The 18,210-nt window shown below is 42.4% G+C and carries 15 protein-coding genes; 11 read left to right on the forward strand and 4 right to left on the reverse strand.

Features of this window, described 5'->3' with window-relative positions; translation table 11 throughout:
- Nucleotides 1–299: 299 nt before the first annotated feature.
- Nucleotides 300–1,229: an acyl-CoA thioester hydrolase/BAAT C-terminal domain-containing protein gene (locus tag DWW60_RS00485; protein ID WP_330417727.1), complete on the forward strand. Its 930-nt coding sequence runs from the start codon at nt 300–302 to the stop codon at nt 1,227–1,229.
- Nucleotides 1,230–1,397: 168 nt separating this feature from the next.
- Nucleotides 1,398–1,667: a hypothetical protein gene (locus tag DWW60_RS00490; RefSeq protein WP_117874174.1), complete on the forward strand. Its 270-nt coding sequence runs from the start codon at nt 1,398–1,400 to the stop codon at nt 1,665–1,667.
- 179 nt (nt 1,668–1,846) lie between these two features.
- Here the strand turns inward: DWW60_RS00490 and carB are convergent, their stop codons facing one another.
- The 4 genes from carB to DWW60_RS00510 form a co-directional block, all read right to left on the reverse strand.
- Nucleotides 1,847–5,074 (reverse strand): carbamoyl-phosphate synthase large subunit, encoded by a 3,228-nt coding sequence (gene carB / locus DWW60_RS00495; protein WP_117874175.1) that lies wholly within the window; start codon nt 5,072–5,074, stop codon nt 1,847–1,849.
- Nucleotides 5,075–5,418: 344 nt separating this feature from the next.
- Nucleotides 5,419–6,243 carry an amino acid ABC transporter ATP-binding protein gene (locus DWW60_RS00500; protein ID WP_004853032.1) on the reverse strand — a complete coding sequence of 275 codons (825 nt, stop codon included), beginning with the start codon at nt 6,241–6,243 and terminating at the stop codon, nt 5,419–5,421.
- Complete coding sequence (locus tag DWW60_RS00505; protein WP_004853031.1) at nt 6,227–6,937, reverse strand: amino acid ABC transporter permease; 711 nt, start codon at nt 6,935–6,937, stop codon at nt 6,227–6,229. Before DWW60_RS00505 ends, DWW60_RS00500 begins: the two co-directional genes overlap by 17 nt.
- A gap of 60 nt (nt 6,938–6,997) precedes the next feature.
- Nucleotides 6,998–7,885, reverse strand: a complete 888-nt coding sequence (locus DWW60_RS00510; protein WP_055144298.1) for a transporter substrate-binding domain-containing protein — start codon at nt 7,883–7,885, stop codon at nt 6,998–7,000.
- A gap of 246 nt (nt 7,886–8,131) precedes the next feature.
- Between DWW60_RS00510 and DWW60_RS00515 the strand changes: the two genes are divergently transcribed.
- The 9 genes from DWW60_RS00515 to DWW60_RS00560 all read left to right on the forward strand — a co-directional run bounded on the left by DWW60_RS00515 (nt 8,132) and on the right by DWW60_RS00560 (nt 18,163).
- Complete coding sequence (locus tag DWW60_RS00515) at nt 8,132–8,809, forward strand: TIGR00266 family protein (RefSeq protein ID WP_022216357.1); 678 nt, start codon at nt 8,132–8,134, stop codon at nt 8,807–8,809.
- Between the two features lie 311 nt (nt 8,810–9,120).
- Complete coding sequence (locus DWW60_RS00520) at nt 9,121–10,404, forward strand: aminotransferase class I/II-fold pyridoxal phosphate-dependent enzyme (RefSeq protein ID WP_055272838.1); 1,284 nt, start codon at nt 9,121–9,123, stop codon at nt 10,402–10,404.
- A 344-nt stretch (nt 10,405–10,748) separates the two neighbouring features.
- The gene (locus tag DWW60_RS00525) at nt 10,749–11,201 is read left to right on the forward strand and encodes a 6-carboxytetrahydropterin synthase (RefSeq protein ID WP_055272840.1); all 453 of its coding nucleotides are present in this window, start codon (nt 10,749–10,751) and stop codon (nt 11,199–11,201) included.
- A 69-nt stretch (nt 11,202–11,270) separates the two neighbouring features.
- Nucleotides 11,271–12,044 carry a Firmicu-CTERM sorting domain-containing protein gene (locus DWW60_RS00530; RefSeq protein ID WP_158565862.1) on the forward strand — a complete coding sequence of 258 codons (774 nt, stop codon included), beginning with the start codon at nt 11,271–11,273 and terminating at the stop codon, nt 12,042–12,044.
- Between the two features lie 47 nt (nt 12,045–12,091).
- Complete coding sequence (xrtG, locus tag DWW60_RS00535) at nt 12,092–12,697, forward strand: exosortase family protein XrtG (protein ID WP_015535028.1); 606 nt, start codon at nt 12,092–12,094, stop codon at nt 12,695–12,697.
- Nucleotides 12,669–14,075, forward strand: coding sequence for a TIGR03111 family XrtG-associated glycosyltransferase (locus DWW60_RS00540; protein ID WP_022216359.1), 1,407 nt, complete (start codon nt 12,669–12,671; stop codon nt 14,073–14,075). Before xrtG ends, DWW60_RS00540 begins: the two co-directional genes overlap by 29 nt.
- The gene (locus DWW60_RS00545) at nt 14,075–15,181 is read left to right on the forward strand and encodes a hypothetical protein (protein WP_055222731.1); all 1,107 of its coding nucleotides are present in this window, start codon (nt 14,075–14,077) and stop codon (nt 15,179–15,181) included. Before DWW60_RS00540 ends, DWW60_RS00545 begins: the two co-directional genes overlap by 1 nt.
- A 64-nt stretch (nt 15,182–15,245) precedes the next feature.
- Nucleotides 15,246–15,695 carry a 6-carboxytetrahydropterin synthase gene (locus DWW60_RS00550; RefSeq protein ID WP_015535025.1) on the forward strand — a complete coding sequence of 150 codons (450 nt, stop codon included), beginning with the start codon at nt 15,246–15,248 and terminating at the stop codon, nt 15,693–15,695.
- Entirely contained in the window at nt 15,692–18,163 is a 2,472-nt protein-coding gene (locus tag DWW60_RS00560) for a 6-pyruvoyl-tetrahydropterin synthase-related protein (protein WP_022216362.1), read from the forward strand. Before DWW60_RS00550 ends, DWW60_RS00560 begins: the two co-directional genes overlap by 4 nt.
- The last annotated feature ends 47 nt before the right edge of the window (nt 18,164–18,210 follow it).

Consider the following 18,210-nt stretch of genomic DNA (forward strand, 5'->3'; position numbering starts at 1 on the left):
ATGAACACCTACCAGCAGTCAGACAAAATTTTGTCTGGCTGCTTTTTTATTTGCGGGAGTTTTTTGATTTATAAAGCAATAACACTTGACAATAAAGTTAGCAACGACTAACATTGTGGTTGTTAAGAGAATTGGATCAGAGGGATGTAACAAATGAAAGGTTCTGAGACTATAAAAGAAACACTGCACAAGGCGGATTGTGTCTTATATCTGGTTGGTGATAGAATAGATAAAGTTGTCATTGTGTTATCAGGCATCGAGGGCGGTCTGGAGCATACAGGAAAATGGAGGAAAAAGTTGTGAAAAAACAGTTTTTTGAGATCGGGAAGGACGGATTCTATGGAACATATTACGAGAATCCAAATGGGGCTGACTGTGCATTCATAGGACTGTTTGGAGACGATCCGAATGATCTTATGGCGAAGTGCGGAGCGAAGTGGCTGCACAAAAATGGTGTGAACGCACTCTGCATATCTCCTGGAAAGAAGAATTACAGCCATGTAAATAATCCGCTTGAGAGAATAGAGACGGCTATTGCATGGCTGAAAAGTCATGGAAACCGGAAAATAGGAATCATGGGAATGAGTACGGCTGGCATGGATTCCCTTGTTGCGGCGTCGTATTTTCCTGATATCACATTGACATTTGGACTTACGGCAAGTGATTTTGTATGGCAGGGATTTGAACAGGGTAATAAAGACGGATGTAAGGAATGGCCGATACCGGGTGCATCGACTCTTTCGTGGAGAGGCGAGCCTCTTGCTTACATGCCATTTGTGTATGAGCATCCTGTGTACTGGCAGAAAATCGAGGAGGAGACAAAGGGCTCCGGCGACATTGAGCGCAGTACCTGTCTGTTTATTGATTCGGAAAAAGTCAGGGAACACACAGAAGAGGAAATGATCAAGGTTGAGAATATAAAGGGAAAGCTGTTTCTTATTGGCGCAGATGACGACTCATTCTGGGAGGCGGGCAAATACATCCGCAGAATGAATCAGCGACTGAAGGAACGTCCGCATACATGTGAGTATGTGCCGCTTGTGTATGAGCATGGAACTCATTTTGTTCTGCCGGAATCGATGCTTCGTATGGCACTTCCGGTTGGACTGAAATTCGTCATGAAGTTTATATTCAAGGCTGCAAAGGATTATCCAAATGAGTGCGAGGCGACGAGAAAGAATATAGACAGAAGACTTTCAGCCGCACTTAAGGAATGGATACAGGAATAATTGATATGGACATGAAGAGATATAAAAGATCCGTGAAGAAAGAGTACAAAGAGATGCTGCTCAGGACTCCGGATATAGGTGGAAGTTCACTGGAAATGAACCTGTAAATACTCAATAAGATGATGTTTATGACTGTCATTGTAATTTTATTTGTATGGGGAGTTTGAAATGGTAAATACAATAGCATTTTTACTTATAGTATTTGGGATTATGTTTCTGATTGGTATTGCAATGGCAATACTTGCTTTATATTTCAATATCAAGAGGAAACATCCCATATTTTCAATTATATTTTCAATAATACTTATACCTCTGATTTGTATTCCGACACAATTCACTGGTGGGATTTTGATTTCACGATGCATGCTGATAATTGCTTTGGTATATAGTGTGGCAATGATTGTAATGGCGGTGAAAAATATCAGGGACAATGGTTGAAATAAGGCTACCGGCCAGTTGTTGTTGAGGAATATTCTCTATAAGAATTTAAGAACAAATCAACTGCATTTGACCTACTAAGCGTAGGATTGATCTATATTAGAATATGAAGAGCAGGCTGGAAAGAAAACATAACCAGCCTGCTCTTATAAAATATGAAATACTAAAAATTAGTATAATTACTCAGCGTCCTTTATCTCACTGTGAAGCTCCTGCAGTGACTTAACATCGCTGTCACCATGCGCCTGAACGTACAGGATACCCTTTGCGGTTGCTCTTGCGCCTGCAATTGTAGTCACATAAGGAATCTTTGCCTTGATGGCAGCCTTTCTGAGGTAACTGTCGTCGTGGGCACTTTCCTTACCGCTCGGAGAATTGATTATCAGGTCTATAGAGCCATTTGTTATAAGATCATTGATGTTTGGTCTGCCCTCCTGGAGTTTTTTGACTTTCTCAGCTTTAACTCCGGCAGCCGTAATTATGGCATATGTTCCGCTTGTAGCAAGGATCTTGAAACCAGCTTTCTCGAAGAGCTGAGCGATCTCGATAACCTCATCCTTGTCCTTTCTGTTTACAGAGATCAGGACAGTTCCGCTTGTAGGAAGGAGAGTCTGTGTAGCCTCCTGAGCCTTATAGAATGCCTCTCCATAGTAGGTTGAAAGTCCGAGAACCTCACCTGTGGATCTCATTTCAGGTCCTAAGATCGGGTCAACCTCTGGGAACATGTTGAATGGGAATACAGCCTCCTTAACTCCGTAATATGGTATGTGCTGCTCCTTGAGAGCTGGAACAGGAGATGGTCTTCCTGTGAGCTCTGATGTGATGATATCAGTAGCGATAGGAACCATGCGCACGTTACATACCTTTGATACGAGAGGTACTGTACGGGATGCTCTAGGATTTGCCTCAAGAACATATACCTTGCCTTTCTCAATAGCGTACTGCATGTTCATAAGACCTACGACATGCATCTCCTCAGCGATCTTCTTTGTATATTCTTTGATAGTAGCAACATTCTCAGCAGTGATGTGTACTGAAGGAATGATGCATGCTGAATCACCTGAGTGAACTCCGGCAAGCTCGATGTGCTCCATAACGGCAGGAACAAATGCGTGAGTTCCATCGCTTATGGCATCTGCCTCACACTCAAGGGCGTGATTCAGGAATCTGTCTATAAGTATAGGTCTGTCCGGTGTGACACCAACGGCAGCCCTCATATATCCGTCAAGGCTCTCGTCATCGTATACGACCTCCATACCACGTCCGCCGAGAACGTATGATGGACGAACCATGACTGGATAGCCAATCTTGTGAGCAATCTCAAGTGCCTCGTCAACAGTAGTAGCCATACCAGATTCTGGCATAGGGATCTCAAGCTTATCCATCATCTCACGGAAGAGATCTCTGTCCTCTGCAAGATCGATGACAGCAGGAGATGTACCGAGGATCTTTACGCCGTTCTTCTCAAGGTCAGAAGCAAGGTTAAGAGGTGTCTGACCGCCGAACTGTGCGATGACGCCCACTGGCTTTTCCTTGTTGTAAATGCTGAGAACATCCTCAAGTGTAAGTGGCTCAAAGTAGAGCTTATCTGATGTATCATAGTCAGTTGAAACAGTCTCTGGATTACAGTTTACTATGATAGTCTCAAATCCGAGCTTCTTAAGTGCCAGTGATGCATGTACGCAGCAGTAGTCAAACTCGATACCCTGACCGATTCTGTTAGGACCTCCGCCGAGGATCATAACCTTTGGCTTGTCTTCATTTATCGGATTGCTGTCAGGTGCATTGTATGTGGAGTAGTAGTAAGCGCTGTCCTTTGTTCCACTTACGTGTACGCCTTCCCATGCCTCAGTAACTCCGAGCTCGATTCTCTTATTTCTGATGTCCTCCTCAGGAATCTCAAGAATCTGGCTGAGGTATCTGTCTGAGAAACCGTCCTTCTTTGCAGTGGTAAGAGCCTCGTCGGATGGGAGAGAGCCCTTGTGTGCTGCGAGTGCTTCCTCTTCCTCAACGAGTTCCTTCATCTGCTCAACAAAGTAGTGCTTAACCTTTGTTATATCGAAAATCTCATCTACTGTAGCACCCTTTCTGAGCGCCTCGTACATGATGAAATGTCTGTCGCTTGATGGATGTGCAAGCATGCGCAATAGTTCATCCTTGCTCTTTGTATTGTAGTCCTTGGCGTAGCCGAGGCCGTATCTTCCTGTCTCAAGGCTTCGGATAGCCTTCTGGAATGCCTCCTTGTAGGTCTTACCGATACTCATGACCTCACCTACGGCACGCATCTGGGTTCCGAGCTTGTCCTCAACACCCTTGAACTTCTCGAATGCCCAACGTGCGAACTTGATAACCACATAGTCACCGTCCGGAACGTATTTGTCCAGTGTGCCATACTTACCGCACTCGATATCCTTGAGGGTAAGTCCTGTTGCCAGCATGGCTGACACAAGGGCAATAGGGAATCCTGTAGCCTTTGATGCCAGAGCAGAAGAACGGGATGTTCTAGGGTTGATCTCGATTACGATGATTCTGTCAGATACAGGGTCATGTGCGAACTGTACATTTGTTCCACCGATGACCTCAACAGAGTCAACGATCTTGTATGCCTGCTCCTGAAGTCTCTTCTGAACGTCCTCAGAGATTGTGAGCATAGGAGCGGAGCAGAATGAATCACCTGTGTGTACGCCGAGAGGATCGATGTTCTCGATGAAACATACAGTGATCATATTGCCTTCGCAGTCACGTACAACTTCAAGCTCAAGCTCCTCCCATCCGAGGATTGACTCCTCAACGAGGACCTGACCTACAAGGCTGGCCTGGAGACCTCTTGCACAGACAGTTTTGAGCTCCTCCTTGTTGTATACGAGTCCGCCGCCGGCACCGCCCATGGTGTATGCAGGACGAAGAACAACAGGGTATCCGAGCTGATCTGCGATGGCGAGAGCCTCATCTACAGAGTAGGCAACCTCGCTTCTTGCCATTTCTATTCCGATTGCGTTCATGGATTTCTTGAATTCGATTCTGTCCTCACCGCGCTCAATGGCATCTACCTGAACACCGATGACCTTGACATTGTATTTGTCTAAGATGCCTTCTTTTGCAAGTTCAGCACAAAGGTTAAGTCCTGACTGTCCTCCAAGATTTGGAAGAAGAGCGTCAGGTCTCTCTTTTGCAATTATCTGCTCAAGTCTCTTGACATTGAGCGGCTCAATGTATGTGACATCAGCTGTCTCAGGATCTGTCATGATGGTAGCAGGGTTGGAATTGACCAATACGATCTCGTAACCAAGCTTCTTAAGGGCCTTGCACGCCTGAGTACCTGAGTAGTCGAACTCACATGCCTGACCGATGATGATTGGACCAGATCCTATTATCAGAACTTTGTTAATGTCTTCTCTTTTTGGCATATCTTTCTCCTTATTGTAAAATGATTCTTGTTCAGAGCGAGAGCACTGAAAACTACATGAAATCACACAAAATAAAGAAGTATTTTAATGTGATTTTAAACATTGCCGGACATCGTTTATTTTCTTTTATAAAAATGCCCAAATTATTGATATTATAAAGTATAAGAGCCCAAAAGTACATAGCTAATAAGGAAATAAATTGAAAAAATGAACTGAAATATGAAATGGATCAAGAATTGAATTGGAAAGTACGTATGAATATATAGTAAAAATTATGAATGGCATGGAATTTTTTATAAAAAATCCGGCACATATGAAAAAACACACATGCCGGATAAAATGTCTTATAACACTTTTGAAAGGAAATCCTTAAGTCTAGGATTCTTAGGGTTGCCGAAGAATTCCTCCGGTGTACCGGATTCTAGAATCTGTCCGTCGTCAATAAATACAACCTTATTGGCAACCTCTCTGGCGAATCCCATCTCATGGGTAACAATGATCATTGTCATGCCTTCGTCTGCAAGAGCCTTCATAAGATCAAGAACCTCGCCGACCATCTCGGGGTCAAGAGCGGAGGTTGGCTCATCAAACAGAATGACATCAGGATTCATGGCAAGCGCACGGACGATGGCAACACGCTGTTTCTGACCGCCTGAGAGAGTAGATGGATATACATCCGCCTTGTCCTCCAGACCGATCCTCTTCAGGAGTTCCTCCGCCTTTGCATGTGCCTCGGCAATGATCTCTGATTTTGTTGTTGTTATTTCCTGCTTTGTCTGCTTTTCCTTGCGGAAGAGATTGGTGACAGGAAGCAGAAGATTATGCCGCTTTGCCTTTTTCAGATCCTGACATCTGACATAGACAGGAGCAAGCATGATATTCTGTATAACAGTCTTGTTGTTATACAGATTGAAATGCTGGAAAACCATACCCATATGACGGCGGTGTATGTTGATATCAACCTTAGGGTCTGCTATATCAACACCATTGAATATAATCTGGCCGCCGGTAGGATCTTCCATACAGTTCAAACAGCGAAGAAATGTACTTTTACCAGAACCTGAAGGGCCGATAACAACCATTATATCGCCTTTGTCTATGGTGATATTGATGCCGTTTAAGACTTTGTTATCACCGAAGCTTTTTTCAAGATTAATGACGTCTATCACTCTTTCTCAGGCTCCTTTCCATTAATTTGATTCCCAGGCTGATGAGAAGCACCATCACGATGTAGATAAGTGCCATGACCAGATAAGGGACCATGAATTCGTAGCTGTTACTTCCGATGTAGTTGAATGCAACGTAGAGATCAGTTGCTCCGACAAAACTTACAACTGAAGTCTCCTTTATTAAAGAAATAAATTCATTTCCAAGGGTTGGCAGAATATTCTTGACTGCCTGAGGTATAACGATTTTGAGCATGGTAGTCGAAAAACTGAGTCCCATGGCACGTCCACCTTCCATCTGACCTGGATCAACGGAGAGTATACCACCACGCATGATCTCTGAGATGTAGGCACCGCTGTTGAGTCCGAATACAAGCATAGCCACCTGAACTCCTGTCATGTGTCCTCCCACTATAGGAAGAAGAACATAGTAGAAGAGAAGAAGCTGTACAACCATAGGTGTTCCACGGAAGAAACCTACATATACACTGCAGATCGCATCCAGAACCCTAGGCAGACGCTTGTACTTTGGAATTACCCTGACGGTAGCAATGAGGGTACCGATTATTATACCGATGATAAGACCGGCAATGGCTATTATCACAGTATTCTTCAGACCCTCGACTACCTTAACATACCCGTTGTTGTCGATGAATATTTCTATGAACTTTTGTATTTTTGTAGAAATGTCTCCCATGAAATATCCTTTCAAACATAATTGGCGTTAATACTAAAATTACTAAATTCGAATTAAAATTTACTGCATTGCGTTAAGAGCAGCAGTGATGCTGGCTGCAGGAGCAGCATCGATGATAACATAGTTGAGGTTACCATTTAAAAGATCCTGAACTGCAAGAGAACCGTTCTTGTAGCCTGTTGAAGTCATAGCAAGCTTTGTGAATCCCCAGTCTGCGTCACCCTCGCAGTAGAACTGTCCGGTAGTACCTGTCTGGAAACCAATCTTCATGTCTGAGCCTTTAGCCTGAAGGATCTTGTTGACATCATCAGCTGTCTTGCAATCATCAAACTCTGTATTGTCTGATGTAACGATAAGCTTCTGAGAAGCCTTGTAGTATGAATCTGAGAAGCTTACATACTCCTCACGATCTGGCTTTATAGTAAGACCTGCCATAGCGATATCACACTTGTGCTGACCAACTGAGAGACATACAGCATCGAAATCCATGTTCTGGATAACGAGCTCCTTGCCAAGCTTGTCTGCGAGAGCCTTAGCTATCTCCATATCGACACCATAGTAGTTCTCTCCCTTTGTATACTCAAATGGCTCGAATGCAGCATTGGTTGCAACTACAAGCTGATCCTTGTTTGCATCGAGTGTTGCTGACTCAACTGCAACAGGCTCGCCATCGCCGAAGTAGTGATTGCAGATCTCTTCAAATGTTCCGTCTTCGTTCATTGACTTGATGAAATCGTTAACCTGTGTTAAGAGCTCAGGCTGTTCCTTGTCAACACCGAAAGCATACTGCTCGTCTGTAAGGTCAATCTCGATGACCTTTGCAGTCTTCTTTGATGAAGCACTCCCTGAACCTGCCTCCGAAGAATCATCCTTGCTTCCACATGCAGTAAGAGCTGTCATAGCCAGAACTGCTGACATTGAAATTGCTAATAATTTTTTGAGTTTCATTTTTACATCTTCCTTTCATATTTTATCTGAATAAATATACCATTGTGTTTCAAAAAAAGCAATTAATATATGAAAAAACTCGTTCCAAAAGTGGGAAAAAGTGATATGCCTAATAAAAACAGGCTTTTATTCATGATTTATAAATAAACATTGTTATATGAATAGTATTTACTATATAATACATTTGTACCAATTAAAAAAATGAAACTCATATTAAATATGGAGAATACAGGGAGGTCAGATTATATGAGATACGAGATCAAAGGCGGCATGATGCCTGTGGTAGAAATCATTCTGGAGGCAGGGGAATCTATAAACTGCGAAAAAGGTGCAATGGTATGGATGTCTCCGAATATGCAGATGCAGACATCAGGTGGCGGAGTAGGCAAGATGTTCACCAGAGCCATATCCGGTGAATCGATGTTCCGAAATACATATACGGCTCAGGGGGGACCTGGACTGATAGCATTCGGTTCAAGCTTTGTGGGAAATATTATGGCGGTTGAGATAGGACCTGGCAAGGAGATCATTTGTCAGAAGTCAGCATACCTTGCATCGACACCGGGAATCAATCTGGAGATAGCTTTTCAAAAGAAGATAGCCGGTGGGTTCTTCGGAGGTGAGGGATTTATTATGCAGAGGATTACAGGTCAGGGAATAGTGTTCCTTGAAATCGATGGTTCTGTTGTGGATTACATGCTTGCACCGGGACAGCAGATGGTCATTGACACAGGTTATCTTGCAATGATGGATGCAACATGTTCCTTAAACGCAGAGACAGTAAAGGGTGGTGCCATGAATATGTTCTTTGGAGGAGAGGGATTCTTCAATACAGTGGTAACTGGTCCTGGCAAGATAACACTTCAGACCATGCCGAAGTCGCAGCTTGCCGCTGAGATAGCATCCATGATACCATCTAAATAACCAATAGAGCCATATATTTAAGCCGACCCCAAAAGAACACTGCAGCATCTTTCAATGTCGGCTAACTTGAAAATAAAAAGTTAAATATGAAATTTTGACGAAAATATAGTCGAATACAGTGATTAAACTTAGATTTTTCAACCAAAATTTGCAAAATACTGCAAACTTATGCGATTAAGGTCTAGACAACCGGAGAAATAAATTATATGATACAAGGGTTGAACGTTAGGATAGTCTATTTGATGTAGAATATTTTGACGTGCAACCTGGACATATAACTATAACATTGTTAGGTAGCAAGGGAGACTTTTATGAAAGCGTACAGTGAATTATCAAGAGAAGAGTTAATGGAACTTAGAGAGCAGCTGCTTGCGGCATATGAAGAGAAGAAGGCTCTTGGCCTGAACCTTGATATGTCAAGAGGTAAGCCATCACCAACCCAGCTTGGAGTATCTGTTGGTCTTATGGATGTTATCAACAGTGATTCTGATATGAAGTCAGAGTGTGGCATAGACTGCAGAAACTATGGGTGCCTTGATGGAATTCCAGAGGTCAAGAGACTTATGGCTGAGATGATGGGAACCACTGAGGATCATATCTTCATCGGTGGTAACGCAAGTCTCACTCTTATGTTTGACACTGTATCAAGAGCATATACACATGGAATAATGGGAGAGACACCTTGGTGCAAGCTAGATAAGGTGAAGTTCCTCTGTCCTGTTCCAGGATATGACAGACATTTTGCCATCACAGAGCATTTTGGAATAGAGATGATCAACATACCTATGTCAGAGACAGGTCCAGACATGGATATGGTTGAAGAACTTGTAAATTCAGATCCAACAGTAAAGGGCATATGGTGCGTGCCAAAGTACTCAAACCCACAGGGAATCTGTTACAGCGATGAGACAGTAAGAAGATTTGCAAATCTAAGACCAGCAGCTAAGGACTTCAGAATCTTCTGGGACAATGCATATGTCATCCATCATCTGTATGAGGACAATCAGGTAGAGATACTTGATATCATCGGAGAGTGTGAAAAGGCCGGCAATCCGGATATGGTATTTGAGTTTGCTTCAACATCAAAGGTAAGCTTCCCTGGTTCAGGAGTTTCAGCTATGGCTACATCACATGCAAATCTTGAGGATGCCAAGAAGCATTACACAATACAGACCATAGGAAACGATAAGGTAAATCAGCTCAGACATGCAAGATACTTCAAGAACCTTGACGGACTCAAGGAGCATATGAAGAAGCATGCTGATTTCATGAGACCAAAGTTTGAAACAACTCTCAAAGTTCTTGAGGAGGAGCTTGATGGACTTGGAATTGGTTCATGGATCAAGCCTCTCGGCGGATATTTCATATCATTTGACGCTATGGAAGGCTGTGCAAAGGCTATAGTTGCAAAGTGCAAGGAGGCAGGAGTTATCCTCACAGGCGCAGGAGCAACATTCCCATACCACAACGATCCAAAGGACAGCAACATCAGAATCGCACCTTCATTCCCTACACCGGAGGAGATGCAGCAGGCAACAGAGATATTTGTTCTCTGTGTAAAGCTTGTAAGTGTTGAGAAACTGCTTGCGGCATAAATGACAATGTCAGAGCTATAATGTAGATAGGATTTATAGACAAATGTAAAAAGATCTCATTCATATGGATGGGATCTTTTTTTTGTGCGGCCATTCACATTATGACTATTTGACGGATTTTGTGATTATACAATCAATAACGATCAAATAGATAATAAAATATGAATAGCGCAATCGGTTGAAATGTCCTTGTTATACATAAAGTCACAATATGTTCATAAAATAGCCATAATTTTGGCGATTTTTCATCATTGATATATCACAATGATGTACTTATAATTTAGAGATGATAAGAATGAGTCTTATTAAGTTGAAATAGAAGTTTATGGTCGGGAGGGGTATGGTTGTTTAACTACTATATATACAGAACCTACTTTAATGCAAAACATAGTTTTAATGGCGACATAACGAAGATACATGGACACTCATTTACAGTTGTCACTTATATAGGTATGAAGGATAGTAAAGAGGATATTCCCTTTTTTAAGTTGGAAGCAATCATCTCGTCATTTATAGATCAGTATAGGGGACGGTATCTTAATGAACTTCCTGAGTTTGAGGGATGTGGTAATACCCTTGAGACAATAGGCGACTACTTCTACGAGAAATTGCGAAAACAGTTTATGAAAAGTGGTATGGAGTTATACCAGCTTGATATATCTGAGAATCCGCTATGTGTGTATCAGGTATCTGACAGGATGCTGCTGCCGACCATGAACATGGATACAAGCAACAGAAATTATCAGAAGATATTTGATGATATATTGAAACTTGAGAGTATGACAGGACTTAGCTGATATAGATGAAATATATACATATATAAATTGAGCAATGAAAATATACTACAGAGATGAGGCGTGATGAGTATGAAGAAAAGAGAATCGTATAAGAAACATTTGAACAGAGGCGTTATGGCTGTTTCTTTCGCTGTTATTTTTATAGTTTTTTCTATTATGGGCGGCAGAATACAGGCATTTGCGGATGATGCAGTTGCAACCCAGACAGATGCGGCAAAGAGCAATTCAAGTGGACCTGTCACAACAGGGCTTGCCATAGATGGATATTACGGTGAATGGAGTCAGTATCCATCTGCTGATATAACATATAACAGCAACAATGGCTATTCGGTTCACAAGGGACAGATTGCGATAGATGGCGACAGGCTGTATGTGCATTTTTCCATGAATGACCTGTACACATCACAGATGCAGTTCCAGTTCTGGAACATTACAGTAGATGGTAAACAGTGTGTGCTCAATGTATTACCTGTGAATTCAGATGGTTCGATCAACTGGTCGGGACAGATGTATAATCTAGATGAGGGAATATACAGGAATTTTGGTGTGTTCGCAGGTTACTATACAGATATAGATGGCGATGTGGCATTTACGGTTTATGATGCAGCACACACTGAGACGGGAAAGGGTGATGAGATAGAGTTTTCAATATCAATGAAGAAACTGGCTGATTATCTGGGTATAAACATTGATCAGGGGGCGACTATCACAGTGTCCAACCCTAATATCGGCGCGCAGGGCGTAACTATAACCGGAACTCCGACAGGTCCGTGGGCAGGGGCAGCTATGGCGATGGCACTTGCAACAGGCGGAGTGTTTGTGTGCAGAAGAAAGAAGAGGTAAACCCTCGTATAATAAAATTACTATGTGAAAAGGAGACAGAACACAGGATGAACATACTGTTGATCGTAACGTTTATTATATGGATATATGTGCTTACGGTTCTAAAACGTGGCAAACTCGAATTCTGGTATTTCATTGCAGGCAGTGTGGGTCTCTTTATATACATGCTTATACTGGTTGAGCCGGTCATTCTTGCCCCACTGCAAAAAGCAGTATCCGCAGTGGCAGGGATGTTTGGGGATATGACTGGAATATACGAGTCTTATTTCAACAAAAATGTAATATTTATATCCACAGGGGATACAAACCTTTCAATGTATATAGACTATGAGTGCTCAGGCATCATAGAGATACTGGCATTTTTGGCGCTCCTGTGGTTTTTTCCTTTGTATCACACATATGAGAAAAGCGTGCTCAGCGTAGTGGGAGGATTTGCGATATTTGTGTCAAATGTACTCAGGATATTTGTGATCTGCCTCATAATATATATGTTTGGAGAAAGTTCATACTTCATTGCCCATACGATAATAGGGCGTCTTGTGTTCTATGCATGCACGGTTGCACTATATTTCTTTGTATTTACAAAGTCGCAGATAATAAGACAGAAGGTTGGAGGTTTTAAGTTTGACGCACATAATGCAGATATTTCATAGTTCTATTATATTCTGGGCAGCCTGGGTCATCATACCTATAGTTATGGAGATCATTCCGACCATAGGCAACTTTGTGATACTGATAAAGAAAAAGATAGTGTCACATAAGGAGAAGGCAGTAAACTTTTCACCTGAGATAACCATGATAATACCGGTGTACAATCAAGAGCACAGTCTTAGACGGTGTATCAAGTCAATTAATGATTCAAGTTACCCAAATGATAAGATATATATACTTGTCGTCAACAACATGAGTACAGACAGAAGCTTTGAAGTGTTCTGCGAGTGTCAGGAGGAGTTTCCGGAACTTACCATGAACTGGGTAAATTCAAAGCAGGGCAAGTCTAAGGCACTGAACCTTGGGCTTTTCAACAGCTTTGGCAAATATGTGATCCATATAGACAGTGACGGTGTTCTGCAGAGGGATGCCATAAGAAATATGGTCGTAAAGTTTGAGAGAAACGCTGATATTGACTGTATGACGGGTACAATCATGACAAATCCTGAGATGATAGACGAGACAAAGGGATTCGGACTTCGCCTGCTCAGAAAACTTGAGTTTTTTGAGTATGCCCAGGCTTTTCTTGCCGGAAGAAACTTTCAGTCAGAATTCAACAACATATTTACACTTTCCGGTGCTTTTTCAGCGTTCAGACGTTCCACCATCATGAGAACCAATATGTACAATACGGATACAGTGTGCGAGGACACACACGTAACATTTCAGATAAGAGATGTGCTTGGTGAAAGTGTGGTTCTCTGCAGTGAGGCGATATTTTACGTTGATCCGATAGAAGACGTGAACAGATTGTATATCCAGAGGCAGAGATGGCAGCGTGGGGAGATAGAGGTTGTCCATATGTTCATGAAGAACAGAATGAATGTGGTCAGGGGATTTTTCTCGGATTTCATAGTTAGACTTGTCATGTTTGATCATACATTTGCATTTCCGCGAATGATATGGTACTTCGCACTAATATGTCTGGGATTTGTGAATTACCCATTTAGTCTTATCATACAGTCGGTCATCATTATGTACATGCTGTATGTTTTTACCACAGCACTTCTTTATATATGTATAAGCCTGTTTTTAAAGCCCTTTAAAAAGCTTAGAAGATACTATGTGCGAAAAATTTATCTGATATTTCTGCTGCCACTTTACAATTTTGTTGTATTCTGGTTCAGGTTTGCCGGAATAATAAATTCCATGAAGTCAAAGGGCAGCTGGAAGATGCAGACTTTTTCAGATGAAAGGGATACGGCAGTGGGCGTAGTAAGGAGCGATTTTCTGCGGTTTACACACGGACTAGATAAGGTACGCAGATTTGTCAACTATCCTGAGGATGAGCTGGCAGGTGCACATGAGGAGACCAGATGATGGACAGATCTACAGATAAAAATACAGAGAAGAGAAAAGAAAATAAAAAAACGTACAGGGGAAGACTGGTGGCAGCATTTGTAGTTGTTTTGGTCACCACTTTGCTTGAGATCATATATTATGGATACCATATCATGGACAACAGGGACAATGTTGTACATTCGTTTAAGAATGAACAGGACAGCACAGCGCAGATTATTGCAGATGGGCTGGCTGGGAAATCGGAGGATGCGATGATACATTTCATAAGACATTCTGTGCCGGTATCCGGAACTACGTGGGGATTCATTCTCAAAGATGGCAGAGTGCTGTATATGAAGGATGATGATACAACAAAGAATCTGGAGAATATATCATCTAAGGCGGAATTTGAACTCTATATGGAAGATTTGGGCGGAATAGTCAGTGAGGCGTCTGTGTCTGGAACAGAGTATGTGTGTGGTGTATTTACAGACAAAGATTATGTTCTTGAGGAGTATGGAACCTCAAATATGGAATTCTACATTGTGACAGCCGTTATAGCTACGATACTGGTGTTTGGATGTATATTAATTGAATTTGCAGGGAGGATTGGACATGAGGGAAGAAAAGTTATTGCGCTGCAGTCCGATCTTACAGAGCGGAATGAAAAGTTTGATGAGTATGAAAGACTGACAGACCAGTACGAGGAAGAACTCAGAAACAGGGATTTCGATAAGACGGAGATAAAGAGGGAAGGTTACTATGATTTGGAGATAGTTGACACGCTGTTGTCGAAATCTTCGGATACTGAACTTTTTCCGATCACTTTTATGTTCATTCGCGTCAGGATGGGAGACAGGTATTTCTCACGGGATGCCATTTTCAGGATCATGGACTTTATAAAGGGTTCCATGGGAAAAAATCATGTTACAGCGGAACTTTCAAAGGGATATTTCGTGGTGATCATGTACAAGACGGATCTTGCAGCAGCTGAAAAGACGAGAGAGGAAATGCTGTCCAAATGGGAGGCGTTTTCTAAAGGAGCGGAGCTGGAGACTGTACTCAGAGAAGTTGTATCCACGGAAAATCCAAGAAATACATTTTACCATGAGAAGGACAGATTGCTGGACCTTGCGAACTGGTAAGGCGGCTGCAGATGAGAACAAATTCAAATGATGTTGAGTTCAAATGTTTTGAGAGGTGAATTATATGAGGTTCAGACAGTATAAATTCAAATTCTATCTGAATGCCAGACATGGCATATACAAAAATGGAGTCATGGGAGAAATACATCCCCACACATGGGAGATTGTGATAAATGTTGTCAAGGGACGTGATGAGACTGTCAAGTTTCACCATCTTGAACACAGGGTTGAGGAGTTTTTAAGTGCATACCAGGACAAGACGTTAAACGATGTTCCGCCGTTTGATATGATCAATCCGACACTTGAGAATATATGTGAGTATTTCAAGGAAGAACTAACGAAGATATTGAACAGAAACGGTTGGATATTTCTCATGATGGAGATCAGCGAGTCCCCATCGATGTCGTATGTGGTAAGTCTTATCGACGATAGTTACACGGAGGAGATGCAGACGATAAACTCCATAACTGACAGGATACTCAAAGATATAAAGGAAAATGACGAGACCAAATGACAGAAAAGGATAAACTCAGCAGGAGAAAACTTAATATTTATTTCGCTCTTGGTGTGGTTGTCCTTGCCGCACTGGCAGCGGTTGGAGTCATACACTTTAAGAACGTAGTGACTGAACCATCGGGAAATGATGTATGGGGGCATATGTACAAGTCGGAGTATCTCTATAAGGCACTGAAACGTGGACAGATATATCCTCTGTATGACGAGACATGGTATAACGGAATCCAGTTATACAGGTACTGGCCGCCTCTTTCATATTATATAACAGCACTTCTCATGTGTTTCACAGGGGGAAATGTGATAAATGCATATTACCTCTTGTTCGGCGTGTATATATTCTTCGGCGGACTGGCATTTCTGCTCATCGGCAGAAGAATCGGAAGGCCTGTATTTGGAACAGCACTTGCTGTGCTGTGGTTCTTCATGCCTGAAAATGCGAGAATGTACATTGATGAGGGCAATATGCCGAGAATGGTCGTGTCCTTCCTTCTCCCATATCTCATATATTTTATCTGGGTGTATCTCAGGGAAGAGAAGAGATGGGCACTTGCCGGGATTCTCATATTTACAATGCTCATAACCGTTACCCATATCATGATGATAGCTATGATCGGAATAGGAACTTTCTTGTTTTTGTTGTTCGATCATCACAGGAAAATGGGTATAAGACGTCAGGTGATCATCCTGCTCACGATGATATGTGGCATACTCATCATGGGAGTGTGGCTTGTGCCATCACTTTCGGGCGGAATATCATCCATGGATTCCGAGGCAGCATCAGATGTAATGACGATGTGGATGTCTGATCTTTCTTCATCGCTCAATCCGTTAAACCGTATAAATGGAGATATCGGCGCATTTTATTTTGGAATATCCGTTGTCCTGCTCTCCATAGCGGGAATTTTGCTTGCAGATAACAAGAAAAAATCAGGATTTATCCTGGCTCTTGTAATCCTTGTGCTCACGACACCGGATGTTCTGCCGATACTTCGAAAGATGCCGATGAGTCAGGCACTCTGGATGACGCGATTTACAGTTATAGCATATGGATTTTTCTTCCTGTCGCTCATAGAGTGGGAGCGGCTCAGAAAGCCATTTGTGATTGCCTCGGTGATCATACTTGTGGTGGATGCGATACCGTCATTCACATTTGAGAGGTACAGCGTTCCGGCAAATGATGACGGTGTGGCTGTGGCGGGCCTTTTGAGGGATAACACAAGTCAGAGGGCATCGCTCATGGATCTTTCAAGTCTCGGTTCCTATCCATCGTACGGAGTGTGTACAGATGGGGGGGCGTCATATACATTTGGATGGGCATGGCAGGGGGCTGCGACCGCTGACAACATAATGCTGCTCAACCAGGCACTTGAGAATGAACAGTATGATTATCTGTTTGACAGATCGGTCGAGCTTGGAGACGATACAGTTGCAATTGACAGAAAGTATATAGGTGCAAAGGGAAAGACTCTCGATGATGTCACTGCAAGCGCAAAGAAGAGTGGCTACACGTTGACATATGAGTCGGATAAGGTGTGCCTGTTTAAGCTTGATGGTCCGGAGGAGTTCGGTGTTGTCACGCAGTATGATGGCATTGTCATAGGTGACTATGCGGATGGGATAACCCTTGCATTTCCTTCTTTTAAGGCAGGAATGTCCTCAAATATAGAGGATTATTCTACGGACGAACTGAAAAGCTACCATACTGTAATTTTGACCGGATTCTCATATGACACCAGACAGAAGGCTGAGGAGATGGTGAGATCTCTTGCGGATTCTGGTGTAAATGTTGTCATAGACATGACACATGTCCCAGCGGACAGCGCAACGAGGCAGCATGTATTTCTTGGAGTTACGGATATGTCTGTATCATTAAAGTCCAGCTATCCGATTTTTAGCTATGACGGTGAGCAGATATCTACTACAGGATTTCCTGATGATATGTCAGAGTGGAATACCGGATATATAACCGGAGCCATGAACGTGACAGGTACATTCGCTTATGAGATGGAACAGCTTGCATTTGCAGCCACGGACGAGAACAGTCAGAATATCAAATATGTGGGACTGAATCTTTTGTACTATTATAGTGTGACAGGGGACAGCGGTGCAGAGAAGATAGTTGAGGATATTCTTGGCGTGAGCCCGGAGGATCTTCCTGAGAGAACGCTGATTCCTATAAGTAGTGAGATAACGGACGGTGGAATGGTGATAACAGTAAATGATGCTCCGGCAGATATTGCTGATGGAGCCGTGATAAATACTACTCTTGCATATCAGGATATTTTCGTATCTGATTCGGAGATAATGGATGAAAATAATATGCTGTGTGTTGGAACAGGAGTGACAAACATAAAGTTTAAATATCCATTATTTTGGCCAGGAGTGTTGGTGAGTATAGTAGGATTTTGTGGAATGAGTGCAATATGGATACTAGCGTGTAAAGATTACGGAAAGAAAAAAGATTGACAATTTACAAATAATAGTTGTTATATAATAGCTATGTATATAACACG

This window comes from Coprococcus sp. AF16-22 (genome assembly GCF_003461545.1).
GTDB classification, from domain to species: domain Bacteria; phylum Bacillota; class Clostridia; order Lachnospirales; family Lachnospiraceae; genus Coprococcus; species Coprococcus aceti.

Coding starts and splice junctions, on each gene's coding strand:
- DWW60_RS00490 (WP_117874174.1), top strand. CDS start 1,398: ATGGTAAATACAATAGCATTTTTACTTATAGTATTTGGGATTATGTTT.
- carB (WP_117874175.1), bottom strand. CDS start 5,074: ATGCCAAAAAGAGAAGACATTAACAAAGTTCTGATAATAGGATCTGGT.
- DWW60_RS00505 (WP_004853031.1), bottom strand. CDS start 6,937: ATGGGAGACATTTCTACAAAAATACAAAAGTTCATAGAAATATTCATC.
- DWW60_RS00510 (WP_055144298.1), bottom strand. CDS start 7,885: ATGAAACTCAAAAAATTATTAGCAATTTCAATGTCAGCAGTTCTGGCT.
- DWW60_RS00515 (WP_022216357.1), top strand. CDS start 8,132: ATGAGATACGAGATCAAAGGCGGCATGATGCCTGTGGTAGAAATCATT.
- DWW60_RS00520 (WP_055272838.1), top strand. CDS start 9,121: ATGAAAGCGTACAGTGAATTATCAAGAGAAGAGTTAATGGAACTTAGA.
- DWW60_RS00530 (WP_158565862.1), top strand. CDS start 11,271: ATGAAGAAAAGAGAATCGTATAAGAAACATTTGAACAGAGGCGTTATG.
- xrtG (WP_015535028.1), top strand. CDS start 12,092: ATGAACATACTGTTGATCGTAACGTTTATTATATGGATATATGTGCTT.
- DWW60_RS00545 (WP_055222731.1), top strand. CDS start 14,075: ATGGACAGATCTACAGATAAAAATACAGAGAAGAGAAAAGAAAATAAA.
- DWW60_RS00550 (WP_015535025.1), top strand. CDS start 15,246: ATGAGGTTCAGACAGTATAAATTCAAATTCTATCTGAATGCCAGACAT.
- DWW60_RS00560 (WP_022216362.1), top strand. CDS start 15,692: ATGACAGAAAAGGATAAACTCAGCAGGAGAAAACTTAATATTTATTTC.